The following is a 23,818-nucleotide window of genomic DNA, read 5'->3' as shown; positions in this document are numbered from 1 at the left end:
CCTAAGCCGCAAACGCGGGGCCCTGTCTTAAAAAAATTTCACTCTCAAAGGGAAGCGCGCGCCGTTGCGGGGTGATTGCGCAGGCGTTGGGGTGTCCGGTCTCCCTATCAGTAATAGGTTGGAACACTTAGAGCTTTGGCAGGCTGTCAGTGTCGTCATCGTAACATCCCCGCGCCCTCATTCGTATAATTGCGTAGTGTTCTTGATTGCGCGGCGAGGGCAGGGCAGAGATTTTCATCAGCCGCGACCCATTTTGGTCATTGTTCGGTGATGAAAGTTCGCCCTTAGTATCAGGGGCGCCCGTCGTCTTCATGGTTCGGGCCGAGTCGATTGACGCGGTCCGGATTGGCGAGCGCGCCGCCCATTTTAAGCCCAGAGCCTCCTGTCTATGCGCGTGCCCTCCCCCTCTCTCGCTGAAACCACCGAAACCATCGCTCCGGCGCGGATGAACCGTCGCCAGGCGGCGAAGGTCCGCACGCGCCTCAAGGTGCTGGACGCGGCTCGGGCGCTGTTCGCCGAGCGCGGCTATGATGCGGCGACGATCCGCGACATCGCCAAGGGCGCCGGCATGTCGACCGGGGCTGTGTTCGCCAACTTTCAAGACAAGGCCGAGTTGTTTGAGACGGTCTTCTCAGAGGAGATGGAAGGGCTGCTGAACGACATGCGCACAGGCGCTGCTGGCGTCGACGGTCGCGTGACGGATCGCCTGACCGCCGCCCTGACTGCGGGCTATCACCGCTCGCTGGGCCACTTGCCGTTGATGCAGGCGATGGTGGCGCGCTCCTGGTTCCAGCCCGACGACGCCGACCAACGCTCGCGCGCCTTTGTCGGTCCGCTGGTGCTGTGGATCCAGGACGTGCTGCAGGCGGCCGTGGGCGAAGGCGAGCTGCGCCAGGACATCGACCAGGCTCTACTGCCGCGCATGATCTGGGACGTCTTCATCTCTAACTTCCGCTATGCCGCCTATGACGGCTGGGGCGTGGAGGAACTGACCCCCCACATGCGCAAGCAGCTGGATCTGATCCTGTCCAGCCAGATGGCCCGCCAGTAAGGTCAGACCGCCGAAAATCTGCGAGGGCCGTTCGTCTTGAGGCGAGCGGCCCTTTTTTCATGCGCGTCGGCCCCGGCGCGCCGCCTTCCCTGCCGACGTGGCGGAACGTCGCGGCTGTTCGCGTGTTGCGTCCTTCAAGGCCAAGCTGCGGGAAGAGGAGGGGCGAGATGCCATCCATCGAGCGTGGACGCGGATTCGGCAGCGTCCTGGTACGGCTTCTGGGCATTATCATCGCCCTCATCGGACTGACGCTGACCATAGGCGGGGGTCAGCTGATCATGCTGGGCGGATCGGCCTATTATCTGATCGTCGGCCTGTTGATGATCGTGTCGGGCGGACTTCTGGCTCTGCTGCGGCCGTTAGGCGCCTGGCTCTATGTCGCCATCTTCATCGGCACCGTCGTCTGGGCGCTGTGGGAGGTCGGGCTGAACGGCTGGGCCCTGGTGCCGCGCGTCGTGGCGCCGCTGGTGCTGTTGATCGCCGTGGTCTTCAGCCTGCCGGTGCTGAGGCGCGACGGGGGCGGCGGTCGACTGGTGCTCAGCGGGCTGGCGGCCATCGTCGTCTTCGGCCTGATTTCCGGCGTGGTGGTGGCTCAGGCCAACAAGGCCCGGGTGCTGAGCCCCGTTCCCGGCGCCGCGAACGGCGGCGCGGGCGACCCGGCGATGCTGAAGGTCGGCGCCGACTGGCCCGCCTGGGGCGGTTCGGACAGCGCCCAGCGCTATTCGCCGCTGAACCAGATCACCAAGGACAATGTGAAGGGCTTGCAGCGCGCCTGGACCTTCCGCACCGGCGACCTGCCGGATGAGCGGTGGGGCGCCGAGACGACCCCGCTGAAGATCGGCGACACCCTCTATCTGTGCTCGGCCCGCAACCGGCTGTTCGCGGTTGATGCGGCGACGGGCAAGCAGAAGTGGACCTATGATCCCAAGGTCGCGGACGACCAGATTCCCTATACCGCCGCCTGCCGGGGCGTGACCTATTACGCCGCGCCCAATGTCGACGCGGCCCAGCCCTGCGCCACGCGCATCATCGAAGGCACGCTGGACGGACGGCTGGTGGCCGTGGACGCCCGCACGGGCACGCCCTGCGCCGGGTTCGGAACCAACGGCGAGGTCAGCATCAAGCACGGCATGGGCGACCCCTATCCGGGCATGGTGTCGATCACCTCGGCACCGGTGATCGTGCGCGGGGTGGTGGTGACCGGCCATCAGGTGCTGGACGGCCAGAAGCGCTGGAACGCCTCGGGCGTGATTCAGGGCTTCGACGCCATGACGGGCGAACTGCGCTTCGCCTGGGACATGATGCGTCCCGACATCACGACCCTGCCGCCCGAGGGCGAGACCTATACGCCCGGCACGCCGAACATGTGGACCACGGCGACAGCCGACGAGGCGCTCGGCCTGGTTTTCCTGCCGATGGGCAACTCCTCGGCCGACTACTATTCCGGTCTGCGGCGTCCGGCGGAGAATGAATATTCAACGTCGCTGGTGGCGCTGGACGTGACCACGGGCAAGCCGCGCTGGCATTTCCAGACGGTGCGCAAGGACGTCTGGGATTACGACCTGGGCTCACAGGCGACGCTGGTCGATATGCCGATCAACGGGACCTTGGTTCCGGCGGTGATCCTGCCGTCCAAACAGGGCGACCTCTACATCCTGGACCGCCGCACCGGCCAGCCGCTGCACAAGGTCGAGGAGCGCCGCGTGCCGCAAGGCGGCGTCGAGCCGTCGCAGCGCAGCCCGACGCAACCCTTCTCCCTCTTCCATACGCTGAGAAAGGCCGACCTGACCGAACGGGACATGTGGGGCATGTCGCCGATCGACCAGATGGTCTGCCGCATACAGTTCCGTCAGGCGGCCTATGACGGCTACTTCACCCCGCCGACGGCGGACCGCCACTGGATTCAGTATCCCGGCTATAACGGCGGCTCGGATTGGGGCGGGGTGGCGGTTGATCCGGCGCGCGGCGTCATCGTCGCCAATTACAACGACATGCCCAACCACAACCGCCTGGTGCCTCGCGCCGAGGCCGACCGTCTGGGCTGGTTCCCGCGCGACGATCCCCGCTACATCGAGCGCGAGAAGGAGGCGGCCAACCGCGGCGGCAATCTGTCGAAGTCCAAGGCCGAGGGCGCGGGCGATCCCCAGATGGGCGTACCCTACGCCATCGACGTCAATGCCGGCTGGCGGGTCAAGTTCACCGGCCTGCTGTGCAAGCAGCCGCCCTATGGCGGGATGCGGGCCATCGATCTGAAGAGCGGCCGCACCCTGTGGGATCGTCCGTTCGGCACGGCGCGCAAGAACGGACCGTTCGGCATCCCCTCCATGCTGCCGCTGGAGATCGGCACGCCGAACAACGGCGGCTCGGCGGTGACGGCGGGCGGGTTGATCTTCATCGCCGCCGCGACGGACGATCTCATCCGGGCCATCGACATCGAGACCGGCAAGACGGTGTGGTCGGACGTGCTTCCGGCAGGCGGTCAGGCCAATCCGATGATCTATGAGCAGAACGGCCGCCAGTATCTGGTCATCATGGCCGGCGGGCATCACTTCATGGAGACGCCGAAAGGGGACTATGTGATCGCTTACGCCCTGCCGGAAGGCAGGTCGTAAGCTTCTCTTCTGGGCCTATCGCCCTTCGGGCTATTTGAGGCCCGTTCGACTACCGGAAAGGCCGGAGCTTGAGCTCCGGCCTTTTCTGAGTGGCCCCTGTCTCAGGGTCGCGTCTGGCCTTCGCCGCGCACGACATATTTGTAGGTGGTCAGCTGTTCCGCCCCTACCGGGCCGCGCGCGTGCAGCTTCGAGGTGGAAATGCCGATCTCGCCGCCGAAACCGAACTCGCCGCCGTCGGCGAACTGGGTCGAGGCGTTGATCAGGACGATGGCGCTGTCGACGCCGTTGGCGAAGCGTTCGGCCGCCGTCTCGTCGGTGGTGACGATGGCCTCGGTGTGGCCCGAGCCGTAAGCGCGGATGTGGTCGACCGCGCCGTCCACGCCGTCCACCACGCGCACCGACAGGATGGGGGCCAGGTATTCGGTGGACCAATCGGCCTCGCTCGCCTCGGCGATGGCCGGGACCAAGGCGCGGGCCTCGGCGTCGCCGCGCAGTTCGCATCCGGCGGCGGTGAGATCCGCGGCGACGGCGGGCAGCAGGCGGTCAGCCGCCGCGCGGTCGACCAGCAGGGTCTCGGTCGCCCCGCAGACCGAGACGCGGCGCATCTTGGCGTTCAGGGTCACGCGGCGGGCGACGTCCAGATCGGCGGCGGCGTCCAGATAGGTGTGGCACAGGCCCTCGAGGTGGCCCAGCACCGGCGCCTTCGCCTCGGCCTGCACGCGGGCGACCAGACTCTTGCCGCCGCGCGGGATGATCAGGTCGATGGCGCCGTTCAGGCCCGACAACAGGGCGCCGACGGCCTCGCGGTCCGGCACGGGCACCAGCTGGATGGCCTCGGCAGGCAGGCCCGCCTCGCTCACAGCGCGGGCGACGACGGCGGCGATGGCGCGCGACGACTCCAGGCAGTCCGAGCCGCAGCGCAGGATGGCCGCGTTGCCCGAGCGCAGGCACAGGGCGGCGCCGTCGGCGGTGACGTTGGGGCGGCTCTCATAGATGACGGCCAGAACGCCGATGGGGGTGCGGACGCGGGCGATGTCCAGGCCGTTGGCGGGGGTCCAGCGCGCCATTTCGGCGCCGACCGGATCGGGCTGGGCGGCGATGGTCTCGACGGCGACGGCCATGCCCTCGACGCGGGCCGGCGTCAGGGCCAGACGGTCGATCAGGGCTTCGGACAGGCCGCCAGCGCGGGCGCGGGCTGTGTCGCGGGTGTTGGCGGTCAGGATGTCGGCCTCGGCGGCGCGGAGGCCCTCGGCGAGCCGATGAAGCGCCTCGGTGCGTGCTAGCGGCGTCGCGGCGCGCAGGGCGTCGGCGGCGGCGCGGGCGTGGCGGCCCATATCCAGCATGGCGGCGTCGAGGTCGCTCATCGGTCCTCCAGAACCAGATCGTCGCGGTGGATGACGACCGAGGGGCCGCGATAGCCCAGCAGGCCTTCGATCGCGTCGGAATGACGGCCGCGAATCAGGGCGATCTCCTCGCCGGCTTAGGACGCCAGACCGACGCCGATACGCGCGCCGCCCGGCCCGATCAGGCGCACGCTGTCGCCCTTGCCGAAGTCGCCGCTGACGGCGACGATCCCGGAGGGCAGCAGGCTCTTTCCTGCCTGGAGGGCGGCGACGGCTCCTGCGTCGAGCGTCAGGGCGCCGCCGGGCGCCACGCTGCCGGCGATCCACTGCTTCCAGGCGTGCAACGGCGTGGCCGGGGCCAGGATGAGGCTGGCGCGGGCCCCTTCCTGCACCGCCTTCAGCGGATGCGGGGTCAGGCCCGAGGCGATGACGGTGGCGCACCCGGCGGAGGCGGCGATCTGGGCCGCCGCCAGCTTGGTCGCCATGCCGCCCGTGCCGACTCCGGCCAGGGGGTTGGCGCCCGAGGCCATGGCCAGAACGTCGGGCGACAGCCGCTCGATCACGGGCAGATGGCGGGCGTCGGGATCGCGGCGCGGGTCGGCGGTGTAGAGGCCGTCCACGTCGGACAGCAGGACCAGGAGATCGGCCCGCCCGAGTTGAGCCGCGCGGGCGGCGAGGCGGTCGTTGTCGCCGTAGCGGATCTCTTCGGTGGCGACCGTGTCGTTCTCATTGACGACGGGAACGACGCCGAGGGTCAGCAAGGCCTCTAGCGTGGCGCGGCCGTTCAGCCAGCGGCGTCGCCGTTCGGTGTCGTCGCGGGTCAGCAGGACCTGCCCCGCCATCAGGCCGTGGGGCGCCAGCGCTTCTTCCCAGGCGTGCATCAGCAGGGACTGGCCCACGGCGGCGGCGGCCTGCTTGTCCTGCAGACGGCTGGCGGAGAGGTTGAGCCGACCGCGTCCGAGCGCCACGGCCCCGGAGGAAACGACGATGACGTCGCGTCCCTGGCGGCGCAGTTCGGCGATGTCGGCGGCCAGGCTGGCCAGCCATTCGGAAGCGACCGCCCTGCGGGCTGGGTCGAACAGCAGGGAGGAGCCGATCTTGACCACGACCCGCCGCGCCTGAGCCAGGGCGCCGCCAGGCGTCGCGGCGCCCTGGGAGGCTTCAAGGAGAGTCGCGGAGGAGGTCACCCAGTCTTCCTACCGCAAGATCATCGCCGCAGCCAAGGTTGTGGCGAGGATTATTCGATGACGCGCCAAAACTCGCGGTTACAACGAAGAAAATTCATCAGGTGTGGCGAGTGACGGGAGAAGCGGCAAAGAAAACGCCCGGCGGGCGAACCGACCGGGCGTCTCAGTTTCAGTTTGAGGCCTTAGCTCAGGCTTCTGGATCGGGCGCCTGATCCCACCCGCCCGCCAGGGCCTTGAACAGACCGATCTGGTAGGTGGTGACCTGGGCCTCCGAGGCGGCCAGAGCGGCGTCGGCGCCGGCCAGGGTCCGTTCGGCGTCCAGCACCGTCAGGAAGCTGTCGGCGCCCGCGTCGAAACGCAGGCGCGACAGGCGCGCCGCCGTGGCCGCCTGATCCCGCGCAGTGCGCAAGGCCGTGCGGCGGTCCAGTTCGTTGGCGTAGGCGCTGAGCGCCGTCTCGGTCTCCTGCAGCGCCGTCAGCACGGTCTGGTCGAAGGTCGCCAGGGCCGCGTCCGACTGGGCGCCCGCCTGCTTGATCCGCGCCCGGGCCGCCCAGACGTTGGGGAAGGACCAGGAGATCAGCGGGCCGACGCTGAAGCGCATATTGGCGCTCTCGCCCAGGTCCGAGGCGTCCAAAGCCGTGGAGCCGAACGACCCGCCCAGGCGAATGCTGGGATAAAGGCCGGCGGTGGCGACGTTGACGCGGGCGGCGGCGGCCGACAGCCGCGCCTCCGCCTGACGCACGTCGGGGCGGCGAGCCAGAAGCGCAGCGCCGTCGCCGACCGGGATCGGCTGCGACAGTTGCGGCGGGGCTTGGCAGGCGCGGGCCGCCTCGCTGGCCTCGGCCGGGGTGCGGCCGGTCAGCGTCGCCAGGCGGAACAGGGCGCCGTCGCGCGCCGCCCGCAGGGGCGGCAGGCTGGCGCGGGTCTGCTCCAGGGCGGCGCGGGCGCGGGCCACATCCAGACCGTTGCCGGCGCCCCCGTCCAGCAGGCGCTGGGTCAGGTCGACGGTCTTGGCCTGCAGGTCGATGGTCCGTTCGGCTACGGCGATCTGGGCGTTGGCCGAGCAGGTGTCGGCGTAGGCCCGGGCCGTTTCGGCGGCGACCGTCACCCGCACGACTTCGAGCGCGGCGGCTGCGGCGGCCACATCGCCCCGCGCGGCGCGGATGGACGACTCCACCCGACCGAACAGATCGATCTCATAGGCTACGTCCAAGCCGACGTCGTAGGTGTCGATCTCGGGCAGCTTGGCGCCGCCAGCTGTCGGCACGGTGTCGGTCGAAGCCCGGCTGCGGTTGTAGGCGGCCGAGGTGGTCGTGGTCGGGAACCGCCCCGAGCGGGCCTCGGACAGAGAAGCCCGGACGGCGCGCAGATTGGCTGCGGCCGCCTCCAGCTCGTTGTTCTCGGTCAGGGCCTGAAGCACCAGGCCGTCCAGCGTCGGGTCCTGATACAGCCGCCACCAGTCGTCGCGGGCCGCCTCGGTCGAAACCGAGGCGGATTGCGAGCCGATGAAGGCGCCCTGGCCTTCGGCCGGGAGGGTCGGGAGCGGCGCCTTGGGACCCACCGCACAGGCGGCGAGCAGGGCGGCCGACCCCGCAGCGGTTAGCAGAGTACGGAGTGTGCCGTTCATTTTACGCATCTCCCTGGCGCGGAGCGGCGGGGGCCGGTTCCGGGCCGTCGGGGTCAAAGGGGTCGTGCGGCGTGGAGCCGAAGCTGGTCGGCAGCTCGCGCTGCTTGCCCTCGGCTTTGGGCAGCTTGCCCGCCATCCAGCGACAGATGACGTAGAACACCGGGGTGAAGATCAGACCGAAGAAGGTCACCCCCAGCATCCCGTAGACAACCGCGATGCCCAGGGCGTTCTGCATCTCCGAGCCGGGGCCCGAGGCGATGGCCAGAGGCAGCACGCCAAAGATGAAGGCGAACGAGGTCATGAGGATCGGACGCAGGCGCTGACGGGCGGCCTGAACGGCGGCCTGCCAGCGGTCGAGGCCTTCGTTGTCTTCGGCCTGTTTGGCGAACTCCACGATCAGGATGGCGTTCTTGGCCGCCAGGGCGATCAGGACCACCAGACCGACCTGGGTCAGGATGTTGTTGTCCAGACCATGCAGGTTCACCCCTAGGATCGCGGCCAGGATACACATGGGCACGATCAGGATGACCGCCAGCGGGAGAGTGAACGCCTCATAGTTGGCGGCCAGCACCAGGAAGACGAACACGACGGCCATCAGGAAGATGATGGTGGAGCCGCCCGCCGCCGCCTTCTCCTGCAGGGCGATTTCGGTCCATTCGTAGCCGAAGCCGTCAGGCAGGGTCTTGGCGGCCAGTTCCTCCATCGCGGCCAGCGCTTCGCCGGTGGATACGCCCGGCGCCGCTTCGCCCTGCAGTTCCGAAGCCGGGAACAGGTTGTAGCGGACCACGCGCGAGGGGCCGGAATCGTCGGCCAAGGTGGCCACCGAGCCGATCGGCACCATGCCGCCCGAGGCCGAGCGGACCTTCAGGTTAGCGATGTCGGCCAGTTCGTCGCGATAGGCGGGCTCGGCCTGGGCGGTGACGCGGAAGGTGCGGCCCAGGAAGTTGAAGTCGTTGACGTAGGTCGAGCCGAGGTAGGTGCCCAGGGTGCTGAACACGGTCGACGGCTGAACGCCCATCAGCAGTGCCTTGTCGCGATCGACGCTGGCGGCGATGCGCGGCGAGCCGGTGTTGTAGAGGCTGAACACCTGCTGCACCTGGTCCGGAGCCTGGGCGGCGGCGCCCATCATCGCGAAGGTCGCGCCTTCGAGGGCCTTGAAGCCCGCGCCTGACCGGTCCTGGATCATCATCTTGAAGCCAGAGCCGGTGCCCAGACCCTGAACGGGCGGGGGCGACAGCATAAAGATGCTGGCTTCTTCGATGACGCCGGTCGCCTGGCTGAGCGCGCCGGCCAGGGCCGAGGCCTCTAGAGCAGGCGTGGTGCGCTCATCGTAGTCGTTCAGCTTGATGAACATGGTGGCGGCGTTGGACGACATGGAGAAGCTGGCGCCGTCCAGGCCGGCGAAGGCGGTGACTTCCTCAACGCCATCGGACTTGCGGACGATGTCGACAGCCCTGTCCATGGCGGCCTTGGTGCGTTCCAGCGAGGCGCCGGGCGGCAGTTGGACGACGCCGATCAGCACGCCCTGGTCCTGAGCGGGAATAAAGCCGGTCGGCGTGTCAGCCATGCGCCAACCGGTCAGCGCCAGCAGGGCGGCGTAGATGACCAGCATGACGGTGACCATGCGGATCAGACGGGCCGTCAAGCGGCCGTAGCGGTCCGACACCCAGTCGAAGCCTTCGTTGAACTTGGCCCCGGCCCAGCCGAGGTAATAGGTCGCCGAACCGATCAGGCCGGGCTTGCGCCGCTGGTCGTGTTCCTTGTGCGGCTTGAGCAGCAGGGCGGACAGGGCGGGCGACAGGGTCAGCGACACCAGCAGGGAGATCAGCGTCGCCGAAGCGATGGTGACGGCGAACTGGCGGAAGAAGATGCCGGGGATGCCGGGCACAAAGGCGGTCGGCACGAACACCGAGGTCAGCACCAGGGAGATGGCGATCAGGGCGCCCGACACTTCCTGCATCGAACGATAGGCGGCTTCCTTGGGGGTCAGGCCCTCGCGGATGTAACGCTCGACGTTCTCGACCACGATGATGGCGTCGTCGACGACGATGCCGACGGCCAGGACGAGGGCGAACAGAGACAGGGAGTTGATCGAATAGCCCAGCGCCAGTTGCACCGCGAAGGTGCCGACCAGGGCGACCGGAATGGCCAGGATCGGGATGATGGCCGCGCGCCAGGTCTGCAGGAAGACCAGGATGACGATCATCACCAGGAAGACGGCTTCGATCAGCACGTGCTCGACCGCCGAAACCGAGGCGGCGACGTATTCCGTCGGGTTATAGGGAATGGCGTATTTCACGCCCGGCGGGAAGTCGGCCTTGATGGCGTCCAGCTCGGCGATGACCTGGTCGGCCGTCGACAGGGCGTTGGAGCCCGGCTGCTGAATGATGGCGACGCCGACGCCGCGCTGGCCGTTGAAGTAGCCTTCAACGCCATAGATTTCCGAGCCGAGCTCGACGCGGGCGATGTCGCTGACGCGGGTCACGCGCCCTTGCGGGTCGGTCTTGAGCACGACCTTGCCGAACTCTTCGGGAGCCGCCAGACGGCCCTCGACCTGAACCGGCAGCTCGAAGGCGGCGGCGTTGGTCGGGAAGGGGGGCTGGCCGATCGAGCCGCCAGCGGCCTGGACGTTCTGCGCCTGCAGAGCAGCGACGATCTCGGGCGCCGTCAGGTCGCGCGCGGCCGCCTTGGCCGGGTCGATCCAGATGCGCATGGAGTAGTTGCCGCCGCCGAAGACCTGCACCCCGCCGACGCCGTCGATCCGCAGCAGGCGGTCGCGGATCATCGACTGGGCCATATTGCCGAGATAGTCGCTGTCGATGCCGGGGTCGTCGGAGGTCAGCGACGCCAGCATCAGGAAGCCGGTCGACTCCTTGTTGACGACGACGCCGACCTGACGGACCTGCGCCGGCAGGCGCGGTTCAGCCAGGGCGACCCGGTTCTGCACCAGCACCTGGGCGGTATCGAGGTCGGTGCCCGGTTGGAAGGTGACGGTGACCTGGACCCGGCCGTCCGAGGTGGACGACGAGGTCATGTAGAGCATGTTCTCGACGCCGTTGATTTCCTGTTCCAGCGGTGCGGCGACCGTCTCGGACAGGGTTTCAGCCGAGGCACCGGCGTAGGAGGCGGTCACGCTGATCGTCGGCGGCGCGATGTCCGGATACTGCGCCAACGGCAGCATCGGCATGGCGAAGGCGCCGACCAGGGTGATGAAGACCGAGATCACGATCGCGAAGATCGGTCGGTCGATGAAGAAGCGGGAAATGTTCATGGATCAGGTTCCGGCCCGTGAGCCTCCTCCTCAGCCGGCGCTGGCGACGAAGGTGGCGGACGAGGCGACAGGGGCCGTGGTCACGGGCGCGTCGGATTTGGTTTCCTCGGCCTTGATGGTCCCGTTCTGGGCGGTGACCTTCTGGCCCGGACGGGCGCGCTGGAGGCCGTTGATGATGACGCGGTCGTCGGGCGTCAGGCCGGTGCGCACGACGCGCAGGCCGTTGGCGATCGGTCCCAGTTGCACGGGCTTGGCGCCCACCGTGCCGTCCTTGGCGACGACGTAGACCACCTTGCGCGGACCGTCGGTGACGACGGCCGAATCCGGCACCAGCATCGCGGCGTAACCGCCTGAACCGGCCAGTTGGGCGTGGCCGAACATGCCCGGCTTCAGGAAGCCGTCGGCGTTCTGGACCACGGCGCGCAGGCGGATGGTGCCCGAAGAGGCGTCGATGGCGTTGTCGGTAAAGTCCAGCACGCCGGCGCGGTCATAGCTGGTCTCGTCCTGCAGGCGGATGCGGATCGGGGCCGAGCCGTTGCGGGCGTCGCGCTGGTATTTCAGGGCCAGGGCTTCGGAGCCGTCGAAGACGAAGTAGATCGGCGACGACGAAACGATGGTGGTCAGGATGTCGCCGGCCGACGAACCGCCGCCGATCAGGTTGCCCGGATCGACCCGGCGGTCGGACGCGCGCCCCGAGATCGGCGCGGTGACGCGGGTGAACTCGACGTCCAGTTGACGGGCGCGGATGGCGGCGTTGGCGGCGGCCACGGCGGCTTCGGCGGTCTTGACCGCGCCGCGCTTGGCGTCGACTTCGGCCTGAGACACCGCTTGCGAGGCCAACAGGCCCTCGGAGCGGGCCAGTTCCGTCTGGGCCAGCGTCAGTTGCGCCTGGCCCTGGGCCAGTTGGGCGCGGGCCGAGGCCAGGGCGGCCTGGGCCGGACGGGGATCCAGCGTGAACAGCAGTTGGCCCTGACGGACGAAGTCGCCATCCTTGAAGTGGACCGCCTGGATGTATCCGCCCACGCGCGCGCGCACATCAACCGAACGGGGCGCCTCGAAGCGCCCCGTGAATTCGTCCCAGTCAACGACCTGTTGCGACAGAGGCGTCGCCACCGTGACCGGCGGCGCGCCCTGGGCGGGCGCCTCCTCTCCCTTGGAACAGCCATAAAGGGCGGCCGCCATCATGACGGACGCGGCCGCGATCTTCACCGTGCGCATCGGCGCGTTCTCCTTGGGAGTCGTTTTATCCACAGGACTGTGCGCTCATAGGGGAGGAGGCGTCCAGTCAACACCGGCTGACTTAAAGACGACGATTGCGCCGCTTGTCAACGCCTGATGACAAGGCCATATAGACCGTAAGGTTTATTGGAGTGCGACCAATTGGTCCTTTGCGACGTCCCCCGGCCGCGTAACGCCAACGCCACCCGCCAGGCTATCCTGGAGGCGGCGCGCGCACGCTTCTGCGCGGAGAGTTATGATGATGTCGGCATGCGCGATGTCGCGCGTGATGTTGGCGTCGATGCGGCGCTGATCAGCCGTTATTTTGGCTCCAAGGAAGATTTGTTCGTGGCTGTCCTGGACAGCTGCAAGAACGGGCGCGACCTGATGGATGGCGATCGCGCCGATTTCGGCGCCCGGCTGGCGCGCGAGATCGTCTATGGCGAAGCCGCCGCCTGCACGCCGGACGACGGCAGCGGCCGTATGCGCGGCCTGCTGATCCTGCTGCGCTCCATCGGATCGTCCAAGGCGATGGATGTGGTGCAGCACACCAGCAACACCCGCTTCTTCGAGCCGCTGACTCAGTGGATCGGCGGCGCGGACGCTCCTGTCCGGGCGCGCCTGGCCGCCGGGCTGATCATGGGCATGGCCATCAGCCGGGAGCTGTCGGACGGCTTCTCCAACCTGGACGAGGCGCAGAAGGCCGCCTTGGCGGGGCGTATGGCCGACGCCCTGCAGGGGCTGGTCGACGGCTGACGTGAAAAGAGGCGGACTGACGCCCGCCTCTCGTGTTTTTCAAACGCTTTAGACCGTCAGGCCCAATGCATCGGCACATGACGCGCCGCCGCCCAGTGAATGGCGCGGATGGCGTCGACGATGGCGCGCGTGGCCGAGACCGTGCCCAGCGCCCCGCCCAGATCGGCGGTGACGGCGCCCGAGGCCAGGACGGCCGCGACCGCCGCCTCGATGGAATCGGCCTCATCCTCCAGCTGGAAGCTGTGCCGCAGCATCATCGCCGCCGACAGCACCATGCCGACTGGGTTGGCCAGATCCTGACCAGCGATGTCCGGCGCCGAGCCGTGGATGGGTTCGAACAGGCCGGGGCCATTGGCGCCCAGCGACGCCGAGGGCAGCAGGCCGATGGAGCCGCCCAGCACCGAAATCTCGTCCGACAGGATGTCGCCGAACATGTTCTCGGTCAGGATGACGTCATAGTCGCGCGGCTTGCGGATCAGGTGCATGGCCATGGAGTCGACCAGGGCGTGCTCCAGGGTGACCTGCGGATACTCCTCGGCGTGGACGCGGGTGACGACCTCGCGCCACAGGCGGCTGGTCTCCATGACGTTGGCCTTGTCGACGGAGGTGACCTTGCCGCGGCGTTGTTCGGCGGCCTGGAAGGCGGCGCGGGCGACGCGCTCGATCTCCTCAACCGTATAGACGCACAGGTCCGAGGCCGAGGTTTCGGTGCGGGAGCGCTCGCCGAAATAGACGCCGCTGGTCAGTTCGCGGAAGACGATCAGATCGACGCCCTCGACGATCTCCTTCTTCAGCGGCGAGCGGTGGGCCAGAACCGGCGAGACCTGCAGCGGGCGCAGGTTGGCGTACAGGCCCATCGCCTTGCGGATCGCCAGCAGGCCCTGCTCCGGACGAACCGGGGCGCCGTCCCACTTGGGCCCGCCGACGGCCCCCAGCAGCACGGCGTCGGAGGCGATGCAGGCGGCCTTCGTCTCTTCCGGCAGGGACTCTCCCGTGGCGTCGATGGCGGCGCCGCCGATCAGGTGTTCGGTGAAGTCGAAGCGGTGGCCGTAGATATCGCCGATGCAGGTCAGCACGCGTTGGGCGGCCAGGGCCACCTCGGGGCCGACGCCGTCGCCGGGCAGGACGACGATGTTGAAGGTGCGAGCGGCGGGCGTTTCATGGGCGGTCATCAGGCGGTCTCCGGCTGATAGGTGTCTTGGCGCAGGCGTTCGTAGGAGGCGACGTAAGGCAGTTTCGACTGAAGCCAGCCAAGAGCGTCGACGCCGTCGAGCAGGCACTGGCGAGCGAAGGCCTCGACCTTGAACGGCACGGCCGGGGCGTTGCCGCGCCGGATCTCGCCCGCCTCCAGATCAATGGTCACCGATTGCTCGGGATGGGCGGCCAGATCGTCCCAGACGGTCTGATCGACGACGATGGGCAGGAAGCCGTTCTTCAGGGCGTTGGAGGTGAAGATGTCGGCGATCTCGGTCGAGATCACCGCCCGGAATCCGTAGTCCAGCAGCGCCCAGGGCGCGTGCTCGCGCGAGGAGCCGCAGGCGAAGTTCGGCCCGGCCAGCAGGATGCGCTGTTCGGTCGGGTCGATGCGGTTCAGCACCGATTCCGGCTTGGGCGACCCGTCGGCCTCATAGCGCCAGTCATAGAAGGCCTGGGCGCCCAGACCCTCGCGCGAGGTGGTGGTCAGGAAGCGCGCGGGGATGATCTGGTCGGTGTCGATGTTGGCCTGGCTCAAGGTCAGGGTTTTCGACGTCAGAACTTTGAAAGCCTCAGGCATGGATGGGGGCCTCCAGATAGGCGCGCGGGTCGGTCAGCACGCCGGCCACGGCGCTGGCGGCGGCGGTCGCGGGGCTGGCCAGGATGGTGCGGGCGCCCTTGCCCTGACGGCCCTCGAAATTGCGGTTGGAGGTCGAGACGGCCAGTTGACCGGGCGCGACGAAGTCTCCGTTCATGGCGATGCACATGGAGCAGCCGGGGATGCGCCATTCGGCGCCCGCCTCGGTGAAGACCTTGTCCAATCCTTCCGCCTCGGCGTCGCGGCGGACGGCCTCGGAGCCGGGGACGACCAGCATCCGCACGCCCGGCTGGATCTTGCGGCCGCGCAGGACGTCGGCGGCGGCGCGCAGGTCGGGCAGGCGGCCGTTGGTGCAACTGCCGATGAAGACCACATCGACCTTGTGGCCGGTGGTCGCCTCTCCGGCGGTGAAGCCCATGTAGTCGATGGCCTTCTGGTCCGAGGCCGAGCGCGGCTGCGGCACGGGCGCGCCGACGGGGGCGCCCGCGTCGGGGGTGGTGCCCCAGGTGGCCATCGGGCGGATGGCGGCGCCGTCCAGCACGACCTCCTTGTCGAAGACCGCGCCGGGGTCGGAGGCCAGGCTCAGCCAGTCGGCGGCGGCGGCTTCATAGTCGGCGGGGACATGTCTGCGGCCGCGCAGCCAGTCGACGGTGGTCTGGTCCGGCGCGATCATGCCCGCGCGGGCGCCCGCCTCGATGGACATGTTGCACAGGGTCATGCGCCCTTCCATGTCCAGCGCGCGCACGGCCTCGCCTGCATATTCGATGACGTAGCCGGTGCCGCCGCCGAAGCCGATGGCGGCGATGACGGCCAGCGCCACGTCTTTGCCCGAGACGCCGGGGCGCAAGCGTCCGTCGACGGTCACCCGCATGGCCTTGGCCCGACGCTGCAACAGGCACTGGGTCGCCAGCACGTGACCGACTTCCGAGGTGCCGATGCCGAAGGCCAGCGCCCCGAAGGCGCCGTGGGTGGCGGTATGGCTGTCGCCGCAGACGACGGTCATGCCCGGCTGGGTCAGCCCCAGTTCCGGCCCCATGACGTGGACCACGCCCCGCTGGTCCGAGCCCCAGCCCGCCAGTTCGATCCCGTGGCGGGCGCAGTTGGCCTCCAGCGTCTCGACCTGTTTGCGCGCCTGTTCGGTGACATAGGGCAGCGTCCCGTCCGGCCCGGCGGGCAGGGTGGGGGTAGAGTGGTCCAGGGTGGCGAAGGTGCGGTCGGGGCGGCGGACCTTCAGCCCGCGCGCCGCGATCTCGGAAAAGGCCTGAGGCGAGGTGACTTCGTGGACCAGGTGCAGGTCCACATACATGACGCCCGGAGTCTCGGCGGTTTCCGGCACGACGACGTGCCGGTCCCAGACCTTCTCGTACATAGTCTTAGGCTGGCTCATGCGCGCGCTCCTTGGCCGGGGCGGCGTTTTCAGCCTCGCCGATGGGCTCCAGCCAGCCGAAGCGGTCGGGCGTCGTGCCGTCGAACAGGCCGCGGAAGGCCTTGTTCACCGCCTTCGTCACCGGGCCGGGGCCGCCTGCGCGGGTCATGATGCCGTCGATGGAGCGGACGGGGGTGATCTCGGCCGCCGTGCCGGTCATGAAGACCTCGTCGGCGACGTAGAGGGCCTCGCGCGGCAGGACCTGCTCGCGCGCCTCATAGCCCAGGCCGCGCGCCAGCTTCATCACGCTGTCGCGGGTGATGCCCTGCAGGATGGAGGCGGCGGCGGGCGGGGTCATCAGCACCCCGTCCTTGACGATGAACAGGTTCTCGCCCGCGCCCTCGGACAGCAGGCCGTCGGCGCCCAGCGCAATGCCTTCGCCGAAGCCGCGCACGCGGGCTTCGCGCCCGATCAGATAGGAGGACAGATAGTTGCCGCCCGCCTTGGCGCCGGCCGGGACGGTGTTCGGCGCCACGCGGTTCCAGCTGGAGATGCAGGCGTCGACGCCCTTCTCCAGCGCCTCTTCGCCCAGATAGGCGCCCCAGGCGAAGGCCGAGATCATCACATCGCTGCGGATCGCCTCGGCCGAGGGGCTGACGCCCATGCCGCACTCGCCCAGAAAGGCCAGCGGACGCAGATAGGCCGAGCGCAGGCCCTCGGCGCGCACCACGTCCTTGCAGGCCTGGACCAGCTCGTCCTCAGTGTAGGGCATGGGGAAGTGGTAGATGCGCGCGCTGTCGAACAGGCGGCGGATATGGTCGGTCAGGCGGAAGCCGCACGGGCCGTTCGGCGTGTCATAGACGCGGATGCCCTCGAACACCGAGGTGCCGTAGTGCAGGGCGTGGCTCATCACGTGGACGGTGGCGTTTTCCCACGCCGTCAGTTCGCCGTTGATCCAGATGTTCTTAGCCAGCGGCTGCATAGGTCTTGTCCTGTTGGGGGGCGGTGGCGGCGATGATGGCGGTCAGTTCGGCGTCGTTGATCTCGCCGATCTCGTCGGCGCGGCGCTTGAAGCCGGCGAAGACGTCGGCCAGGCGCTGGCCTTCCAAAGCGTGGCCCAGGGCCTCGGCGCGCTTGCCGACCGCGTGGCGGCCCGAGTGTTTGCCCAGCACGAAATAGCTGCCCTCGAACCCGACGTCCTCGGGGCGCATGATCTCGTAGGTGCGGCTGTCGGCCATCATGCCGTGCTGGTGGATGCCGGCTTCGTGGGCGAAGGCGTTCAGGCCGACGATGGCCTTGTTGCGGGCGATCACGCTCTCGGTCACTTCGCGCAGGGTCTCGGAAGAGCGGACCAGATGGCGGCTCTCGGCGGCGACCGTCACGCCATAGCGATCGGCGCGGGTGCGCAGAGCCATGATGACTTCCTCGGTCGAGGCGTTGCCGGCGCGCTCGCCGATCCCGTTGACGGCGACCTCGACCTGACGCGCCCCGCCTTCGACGGCGGCCAGGGAGTTGGCGACGGCCAGGCCCAGGTCGTTGTGGGCGTGGGACGAGAAGATGATGTCGGCGTGACGCGGACGGATGATCCCGTCCAGATAGGCGAAGCGCTGGCGCGATTCCTCGGGCGTGGCGTAGCCGACGGTGTCGGGTACGTTCAGCGTCCGGGCGCCGGCGTCGGCCGCGGCCATCAGCACCTCGGCCAGGAACTCCGGCTCGGTGCGGAAGGCGTCCTCGGCCGAGAATTCGACGTCGTCGAACAGGGAGGCTGCGTACTCCACCGAGCGCGACACCGTGGCCAGCACCTCATTGGTGCTCATCCGCAGCTTGGCCGAGCGGTGGATCGGGCTGGTGGCCAGGAAGACGTGGCAGCGTCGATGCGAAGCAGGGGCGGTGGACAGGGCGCGGGCCGAGGCGTCGATGTCTTTCTCGTTGGCGCGCGACAGGGAGGCGAAAACCGGCCCCTCGACCTCGCCCGCCACGCGGCGGATGCATTCCTCGTCGCCCGGCGAGGCGGCGGCGAAGCCGGCCTCGATCACGTCGACGCCCAGATCCTTCAGGACATGGGCCATCTTCAGCTTGGCCTCGGCCGACATGGAGAAACCCGGCGCCTGTTCACCGTCGCGCAGGGTGGTGTCGAAGATGATGACCCGGTTGGGATCGGCCGCAATCTCGGCCGTTCTGGATACTCGGTTTACTCGGGACATTAGGCGGCCTCGGACTGGAAGGTGTGGGCCTGGATGCGCGCGACGCCGATCAGGCGGTCGATCTGGCGGCCCAGGGTGTCGATGGATCGGGCGGCGTCGCGCCCGCGAACGGTCAGGGCGATGCGGCGCATCGCGCCTTCGATTTCAGAATCGGGGGCCATGCTCATGCCGTCGATGTGGAAGCCGCGGCGCTCCACCAGGCCGATGAGACGCTGAAGCGAGCCGTCGGCCCGGTCGATCTGGATGTGAATGGTGTCGCTCATGCTCATGCGCCTTCCATCATTTCAGCGTTGCTCTTGCCTGGCGGGACCAGCGGCCAGACGTTTTCCTTGGGGTCGATGACGACGTGGGCCAGGCAGGCGCCCTTGGCGGCCAGCAGGCGGGCCAGACCGGCCTCGACCTGATCGCGGCGGTCGATGCGGAAGGCCTCGACGCCGAAGGCCTCGGCCACCTTCACGAAGTCCGGATTGTCGGACAGGTCGATCTCGGAATAGTTCTCGGCGAAGAACAGCTCCTGCCACTGGCGCACCAGACCCAGCGATGAGTTGTCCAGCAGGACGATCTTCAGCGGCACGCCGTAGCGGCGCAGGGTGGCCAGCTCCTGGACGTTCATCATGAAGCCGCCGTCGCCGGCGATGGTGACGACGACCGCATCCGGGTCCGCCATCTGGGCGCCCAGGCCGGCGGGCAGGCCGAAGCCCATCGCGCCCAGACCGCCCGAGGTGATGTGGGCTTCGGGCCGGGCGAAGCGGCAGTGCTGGGCGGCCCACATCTGATGCTGGCCGACGTCGCAGGCGGCGACGAAGCGGTCGCCCGCCATTTCGGACAGCTGCTTCAGCAGGGCGGGGGCGTAGACGCCTTCGCCCGGCGCGTCATAGCGGGCGGCGTGACGCTCGGCCGCCGAGGCGCAGCGGATGACCCACGGGTCGATGGTCAGCGGCGCCGTCGTCATGCGCGCGGTCAGGGCTTCGATGGCCGGGCGGATCTCGCCGCCGACGGCGACGTGGGTCTCGCGCAGCTTGCCGATCTCGGAGGCGTCGGCGTCGAAATGGATCACGCGGGCGTGGGGGGCGAACTCGGCCAGCTTGCCGGTGGCGCGGTCGTCGAAACGGGCGCCCATGACGATCAGCAGGTCGGACGCCTGCACCGCTTCATTGGCCGCGCGCGTCCCGTGCATCCCCAGCATGCCCAGGAAGCCGGGAGCGTCGGTCGGCACCGTGCCCAGGGCGTTCAGGGTGGCGACGGCGGGGATGCCGGTGGTCTCGGCGAAGGCGCGCAGGGCTTCGGTCGCGCGGCCGATCTTCACCCCGCCGCCGATGTAGATCAGCGGGCGTTCGGCGGCGCGGATGAAGCGCTCGGCCTCGGCGATGGCGTCGGCGTCGGCCTCAATCGTTTCATTGGGAATGTTGAAGCCGAAGGGGGCGACCGTTTCGGCGAACTGGACGTCTTTGGGCAGGTCGACCAGCACCGGGCCGGGGCGGCCCGAGGCGGCGATGTGGAAGGCCTGTTCGATGGCGGCCGGGATCTCGGCGGCGTCACGGACCAGGATGGAGTGTTTCACGATCGGCAGGGTGACGCCCAGGATGTCGATCTCCTGGAAGGCGTCGGTGCCCATGACCCCTTGGGGGACGTTGCCGGTGATGCAGACCATCGGCGCCGAATCCATCATGGCGTTGGCGATGCCGGTGATCAAATTGGTGGCGCCGGGGCCCGAGGTGGCCATGCAGACCCCGACCCGACCGCTCAGCCGGGCATAGGCGTCGGCGGCGAAGGCGGCGGCCTGTTCGTGGCGGACCAGGATGTGCTTCAGCGACGAGCCGGTCAGGGCGTCGTAGATCGGCATGATGGCGCCGCCGGGGTAGCCGAACACGACCTCTACGCCCATCCGCTCCAGGCTGGAGACGAGCAGGCGCGCACCGGTCATGACGGCCGGGGCGGAGGGTGTTTTCAGGGCGGGCGCGGCGGCGCTCATCGGGTCAGTCTCTCTTTATATATACAGAGGGTCAGGCGGCGGCCTGTTTGGCCGTCTGCAGCCAGGCCATGCGGTCGCGCAGACGGGCGCCGACCTGTTCGATCTGGCTGGAGCGGTCCTCAGTCAGCAGGGCCTCGTATTTCGGCTTGCCCGCCTCGTTCTCGGCGATCCATTCGCGCGCGAACTGGCCGCTCTGGATCTCGTCCAGCACGGTCTTCATGCGGGCGCGGGTCTCGTCGGTGATCACGCGCGGACCCGAGGCCACGGCGCCCCATTTGGCCGTTTCCGAGATGAAGTGGTGCATCTTGGAGATGCCGCCTTCGTAGAACAGGTCCACGATCAGCTTCAGCTCGTGCAGGCATTCGAAATAGGCGATCTCCGGCTGATAGCCGGCGTCGACCAGGGTGTTGAAGCCCTGGATGACCAGTTCCTTGGCCCCGCCGCACAGGACGGCCTGTTCGCCGAACAAGTCGGTCTCGGTCTCTTCGCGGAACGAGGTCTCAAGCAGGCCGCCGGTCGCCCCGCCGATTCCCTTGGCGTAGCCCATGGCGCGATCGCGGGCCTTGCCGGTCGCGTCCCTCTCGATGGCGAACAGGGACGGGACGCCGCGACCGCGCGCGAACTCGCGGCGGACCAGATCGCCCGGCCCCTTGGGCGCGACCAGGATGACGTCCATGTCGTCGCGCGGCGTGATCCGGTGGTAGATGATCGAGAAGCCATGGGCGAACAACAGGGCGGCGCCCGGCTTGGCGTTCGGCTCGATGATGTCGCGATAGACCTCGTTCTGGACCATGTCCGGGGTCAGGATGGCGATGACGTCGGCGCCGCGAACGGCCTCGGCCGGCTCGGCGGTGGGGACGCCGTCCTCGGTCGCGTGCTTCCAGCCCGTGCCGCCGTGGCGAACGCCGACGATCACGTCGTGGCCCGAATCCTTCAGGTTCTGGGCGTGGGCGCGACCCTGCGAGCCATAGCCGATGACGGCGATGCGCTGGCCGGCGATGGCGCCCGGTTTGATGTCTTCGTTAGTGTAGATGGTGATGGCCATGGGGGGACGTCCTTAAGAAGCAGCGTTTTCGGTGGAGCGGGCGGCCAGATCGGCGGGGATCTGGGCCGGCGGCGGATTGGGAATGGTCACGGCCCCTTGCGAGGCAGAGGCGACGGCGGCGCGGTACTTTGCGAAAACGCCTTGCGCCGGGCGGATACGGTTGGGGGCGAAATCCGCCCGGCGCGCCTCCAGATCGACGAGCACGTCGATCCTTCGGTTGGTGACGTCGATGACGATCGGATCGCCATCGCGGATGAGAGCGATGGGGCCGCCCGCCGCGGCCTCGGGCGAGACGTGCCCGGCGACGAAGCCGTAGGAGGCGCCCGAGAACCGGCCGTCGGTCAGCAGGGCGACGTTCTCGACCTTGCGGCCCTTCAGGGCGGCGGTGACCTGCAGCATCTCGCGCATGCCGGGCCCGCCCTTGGGCCCTTCGTAGCGGATGATGATGACGTCGCCTTCGCCGACCGAGCCGTCCTGCACCGCATGGAAGGCGTCTTCCTCGCAGTCGAACACGGCGGCCGGGCCTTCAAAGCGGTCGACCTTGTGGCCGGTCAGCTTGATGACGGCGCCTTCGGGGGCGACATCGCCGTAGATGACGGCGTAGGAGCCGCGGGCCATGACCGGGGCCTCGAAGCTGGTGACGACCTGCTGGCCGGGCTGCTCCTCGGCGTCGCCCGCCTCGGCGAACAGGCTGCGGCCCGAGACGGACGGGACGTTGGCGATCTTGCCCGCCTCGGCCAGACGCTGGGCGACCAGGCGCGTGCCGCCCGCCGCATACAAGTGCGAGGCCAGGAAGCGGCCGCCCGGCTTCAGGTCGCAGATGACCGGGGCCTCGACGCAGGCCTGGTGGCAGTCCTCCACGCCGAAGTCGACGCCCGCCTCTGCCGCGATGGCGGTCAGGTGCATGACGGCGTTGGTCGATCCGCCTGAGGCCGAGACCGCGACGGCGGCGTTCTTCAGGCTGGCGCGGGTGATGTATTTGCGCGCCGTGTCGCCGGCGAAAACCCGCTCGACGATCAGGCGGCCGCAACGCTCGCCTTCCGCGCCCTTGGCCGGATCGACGGCGGGCACGTCATTGGCGCCCATGGGCGAGATGCCCATCATCGACAGGGCCATAGCCATGGTGTTGGCGGTGAACTGGCCGCCGCAGGCGCCGGCGCCGGGGCAGACCGCGCTTTCGACCGCTTTCAGGCCCGCATCGTCCAGAGCGCCGGCGGCGTGGGCGCCGATGGCCTCGAACACTTCCTGAACTGAGACTTCCTTTGTCCCGATCACGCCGGGCAGGATGGTGCCGCCGTAGTAGACCAGGCCGGGGATATCCATCCGCGCCAGGGCCATGGCTGCGGCGGGAATCGTCTTGTCGCAGCCGACGATGCAGACGACGCCGTCCAGTTGATGCCCTTCGACCGCCAGCTCAATGGAATCGGCGACGACCTCGCGGCTGATCAGCGAGGCCTTCATGCCCGCCGTCCCCATGGAGATGCCGTCGGTGACGACGATGGTGTTGAAATCGACCGGATAGCCGCCCGCCGCGATGATGCCGGCGCGCACGTCCTTGGCCAGGCGGTCCAGGTGCATGTTGCACGGCGTGACCGTCGACCAGGTGTTGACGATAGCGATCATCGGCTTGTCGAAGTCGGCGTCCTGCATGCCCGCCGCGCGCAGATATGACCGCGCAGCCGCCCGGTTCGGGCCCTGTGTGACGGCCGCAGAGCGGCTATTGGGTCGTTTTGTGCTGTCTGAAGCCTGCGTCATCGTGATCTTGGAAGTTCTTGCCTGTCGGGAGTAGGGCGGGCACATGAAAAACCCCGCGTCCGGAGCCGGAGCGGGGTGAATGGGCGAAACTGTCTGGGTTCAGGTCAGGTCGCAGGCATCCACACCGCTTGGCTAAGCGGAATAAGAATTACCGAGAGAAGGAGTACGCCCACCGACAGCACGCGCAGATCGGCCGCTGCTTGCGCGGGGCTCAGGATCGCAGCGATGGCGGCGCGGTGGGACAAGGAAGAGACCTTTCGAACTGGCGCTCTTATGCCTTGACCAATGTTGCGGCGCAACCGTCGACGCGCGAAATGTGGAAGAAAGCACCCGTATGCGCCCGTCGAGCGGCGTGTCCGCGATAAAATTCCTCTCGGAGCGCTCCTTTAGGGGTGAAGATTCTGCCGTTTCGCCCGGCCAGGTCCCACAACCAAGACCGCGCGTATACGCGAGCGCCGCGCCGGTCATGGGTCCGGCGACTCGAGTTCGTTGAGATTTTTGGACTTTTTGTGAAAAGGCCCTTGCCACCCGGAAGGGGCGGACGTATATCGCCGCCTCGCTCGGAGACGGGCTGGCCCAACGGGGCTTCGGAGACTGAGTTTTCGGGGTTTTGGTCGGG

Annotated in this window: 16 protein-coding genes and 1 pseudogene; 3 read left to right on the top strand and 14 right to left on the bottom strand. The window is 68.5% G+C overall.

The window, feature by feature from the left end:
• Positions 1-388 precede the first annotated feature (388 nt).
• Both H9656_RS11630 and H9656_RS11625 read left to right on the top strand, forming a co-directional pair.
• The gene (locus tag H9656_RS11630; protein ID WP_225212501.1) at positions 389-1,051 is read left to right on the top strand and encodes a TetR/AcrR family transcriptional regulator; all 663 of its coding nucleotides are present in this window, start codon (positions 389-391) and stop codon (positions 1,049-1,051) included.
• Between the two features lie 167 nt (positions 1,052-1,218).
• On the top strand, positions 1,219-3,663 hold the full coding sequence (locus H9656_RS11625) for a membrane-bound PQQ-dependent dehydrogenase, glucose/quinate/shikimate family (protein ID WP_191744433.1): 2,445 nt from the start codon (positions 1,219-1,221) through the stop codon (positions 3,661-3,663).
• Between the two features lie 101 nt (positions 3,664-3,764).
• On the opposite strand, the gene H9656_RS11620 is transcribed toward H9656_RS11625, so the two are convergent.
• From H9656_RS11620 to H9656_RS11600, 5 genes and pseudogenes are all read right to left on the bottom strand, one after another.
• The gene (locus H9656_RS11620; protein ID WP_191744432.1) at positions 3,765-5,027 is read right to left on the bottom strand and encodes a glutamate-5-semialdehyde dehydrogenase; all 1,263 of its coding nucleotides are present in this window, start codon (positions 5,025-5,027) and stop codon (positions 3,765-3,767) included.
• Positions 5,024-6,193 (bottom strand): annotated as a pseudogene (gene proB, locus H9656_RS11615) (glutamate 5-kinase). Before proB ends, H9656_RS11620 begins: the two are co-directional and overlap by 4 nt.
• Positions 6,194-6,380: 187 nt before the next feature.
• On the bottom strand, positions 6,381-7,820 hold the full coding sequence (locus H9656_RS11610; protein ID WP_191744431.1) for an efflux transporter outer membrane subunit: 1,440 nt from the start codon (positions 7,818-7,820) through the stop codon (positions 6,381-6,383).
• 1 nt (position 7,821) lies between these two features.
• A complete protein-coding gene (locus tag H9656_RS11605; protein ID WP_191744430.1) occupies positions 7,822-11,091 on the bottom strand; it encodes an efflux RND transporter permease subunit in 3,270 nt (1,089 codons plus the stop codon).
• A 30-nt stretch (positions 11,092-11,121) separates the two neighbouring features.
• Entirely contained in the window at positions 11,122-12,342 is a 1,221-nt protein-coding gene (locus tag H9656_RS11600; RefSeq protein ID WP_318240639.1) for an efflux RND transporter periplasmic adaptor subunit, read from the bottom strand.
• Positions 12,343-12,456: 114 nt separating this feature from the next.
• Here H9656_RS11600 and H9656_RS11595 point away from each other — a divergent pair, with 114 nt between their 5' ends.
• On the top strand, positions 12,457-13,065 hold the full coding sequence (locus H9656_RS11595; protein WP_191744429.1) for a TetR/AcrR family transcriptional regulator: 609 nt from the start codon (positions 12,457-12,459) through the stop codon (positions 13,063-13,065).
• A 56-nt stretch (positions 13,066-13,121) separates the two neighbouring features.
• Here the strand turns inward: H9656_RS11595 and leuB are convergent, their stop codons facing one another.
• The 9 genes from leuB to ilvD are packed head-to-tail and all read right to left on the bottom strand — an operon-like array spanning position 13,122 to position 23,199.
• The gene (gene leuB, locus H9656_RS11590; protein ID WP_191744428.1) at positions 13,122-14,237 is read right to left on the bottom strand and encodes a 3-isopropylmalate dehydrogenase; all 1,116 of its coding nucleotides are present in this window, start codon (positions 14,235-14,237) and stop codon (positions 13,122-13,124) included.
• Positions 14,237-14,839, bottom strand: coding sequence for a 3-isopropylmalate dehydratase small subunit (gene leuD / locus H9656_RS11585; RefSeq protein WP_191744427.1), 603 nt, complete (start codon positions 14,837-14,839; stop codon positions 14,237-14,239). The genes leuB and leuD overlap by 1 nt, the downstream gene beginning before the upstream one ends.
• Complete coding sequence (gene leuC, locus H9656_RS11580; RefSeq protein WP_191744426.1) at positions 14,832-16,244, bottom strand: 3-isopropylmalate dehydratase large subunit; 1,413 nt, start codon at positions 16,242-16,244, stop codon at positions 14,832-14,834. The genes leuD and leuC overlap by 8 nt, the downstream gene beginning before the upstream one ends.
• Positions 16,231-17,205 (bottom strand): branched-chain amino acid transaminase, encoded by a 975-nt coding sequence (locus H9656_RS11575; protein WP_191744425.1) that lies wholly within the window; start codon positions 17,203-17,205, stop codon positions 16,231-16,233. Before H9656_RS11575 ends, leuC begins: the two co-directional genes overlap by 14 nt.
• Complete coding sequence (locus H9656_RS11570) at positions 17,189-18,427, bottom strand: 2-isopropylmalate synthase (RefSeq protein ID WP_191744424.1); 1,239 nt, start codon at positions 18,425-18,427, stop codon at positions 17,189-17,191. The genes H9656_RS11575 and H9656_RS11570 overlap by 17 nt, the downstream gene beginning before the upstream one ends.
• A complete protein-coding gene (locus tag H9656_RS11565) occupies positions 18,427-18,690 on the bottom strand; it encodes an ACT domain-containing protein (protein WP_191744423.1) in 264 nt (87 codons plus the stop codon). The genes H9656_RS11570 and H9656_RS11565 overlap by 1 nt, the downstream gene beginning before the upstream one ends.
• A 2-nt stretch (positions 18,691-18,692) precedes the next feature.
• Positions 18,693-20,399 carry an acetolactate synthase 2 catalytic subunit gene (ilvG, locus tag H9656_RS11560; protein WP_191744422.1) on the bottom strand — a complete coding sequence of 569 codons (1,707 nt, stop codon included), beginning with the start codon at positions 20,397-20,399 and terminating at the stop codon, positions 18,693-18,695.
• Between the two features lie 31 nt (positions 20,400-20,430).
• The gene (gene ilvC, locus H9656_RS11555; protein WP_191744421.1) at positions 20,431-21,444 is read right to left on the bottom strand and encodes a ketol-acid reductoisomerase; all 1,014 of its coding nucleotides are present in this window, start codon (positions 21,442-21,444) and stop codon (positions 20,431-20,433) included.
• 12 nt (positions 21,445-21,456) lie between these two features.
• Entirely contained in the window at positions 21,457-23,199 is a 1,743-nt protein-coding gene (ilvD, locus tag H9656_RS11550) for a dihydroxy-acid dehydratase (protein WP_191744420.1), read from the bottom strand.
• Between the last annotated feature and the right edge of the window lie 619 nt (positions 23,200-23,818).

Origin of the sequence: Brevundimonas guildfordensis, from assembly GCF_014836405.1 — a bacterium.
GTDB classification, from domain to species: domain Bacteria; phylum Pseudomonadota; class Alphaproteobacteria; order Caulobacterales; family Caulobacteraceae; genus Brevundimonas; species Brevundimonas guildfordensis.
Note: the sequence above shows the minus strand (reverse complement) of the source record. Positions and strands in the feature narration are given on the sequence as shown.

What these genes read in the sequence shown, in the direction of transcription:
- H9656_RS11610 (WP_191744431.1), bottom strand. Translation starts at nt 7,820, where the DNA reads ATGAACGGCACACTCCGTACTCTGCTAACCGCTGCGGGGTCGGCCGCC.
- H9656_RS11625 (WP_191744433.1), top strand. Translation starts at nt 1,219, where the DNA reads ATGCCATCCATCGAGCGTGGACGCGGATTCGGCAGCGTCCTGGTACGG.
- H9656_RS11575 (WP_191744425.1), bottom strand. Translation starts at nt 17,205, where the DNA reads ATGCAGCCGCTGGCTAAGAACATCTGGATCAACGGCGAACTGACGGCG.
- leuD (WP_191744427.1), bottom strand. Translation starts at nt 14,839, where the DNA reads ATGCCTGAGGCTTTCAAAGTTCTGACGTCGAAAACCCTGACCTTGAGC.
- H9656_RS11605 (WP_191744430.1), bottom strand. Translation starts at nt 11,091, where the DNA reads ATGAACATTTCCCGCTTCTTCATCGACCGACCGATCTTCGCGATCGTG.
- H9656_RS11630 (WP_225212501.1), top strand. Translation starts at nt 389, where the DNA reads ATGCGCGTGCCCTCCCCCTCTCTCGCTGAAACCACCGAAACCATCGCT.
- ilvC (WP_191744421.1), bottom strand. Translation starts at nt 21,444, where the DNA reads ATGGCCATCACCATCTACACTAACGAAGACATCAAACCGGGCGCCATC.
- leuC (WP_191744426.1), bottom strand. Translation starts at nt 16,244, where the DNA reads ATGAGCCAGCCTAAGACTATGTACGAGAAGGTCTGGGACCGGCACGTC.
- H9656_RS11570 (WP_191744424.1), bottom strand. Translation starts at nt 18,427, where the DNA reads ATGTCCCGAGTAAACCGAGTATCCAGAACGGCCGAGATTGCGGCCGAT.
- leuB (WP_191744428.1), bottom strand. Translation starts at nt 14,237, where the DNA reads ATGACCGCCCATGAAACGCCCGCCGCTCGCACCTTCAACATCGTCGTC.
- ilvG (WP_191744422.1), bottom strand. Translation starts at nt 20,399, where the DNA reads ATGAGCGCCGCCGCGCCCGCCCTGAAAACACCCTCCGCCCCGGCCGTC.
- H9656_RS11620 (WP_191744432.1), bottom strand. Translation starts at nt 5,027, where the DNA reads ATGAGCGACCTCGACGCCGCCATGCTGGATATGGGCCGCCACGCCCGC.
- H9656_RS11565 (WP_191744423.1), bottom strand. Translation starts at nt 18,690, where the DNA reads ATGAGCGACACCATTCACATCCAGATCGACCGGGCCGACGGCTCGCTT.
- ilvD (WP_191744420.1), bottom strand. Translation starts at nt 23,199, where the DNA reads ATGACGCAGGCTTCAGACAGCACAAAACGACCCAATAGCCGCTCTGCG.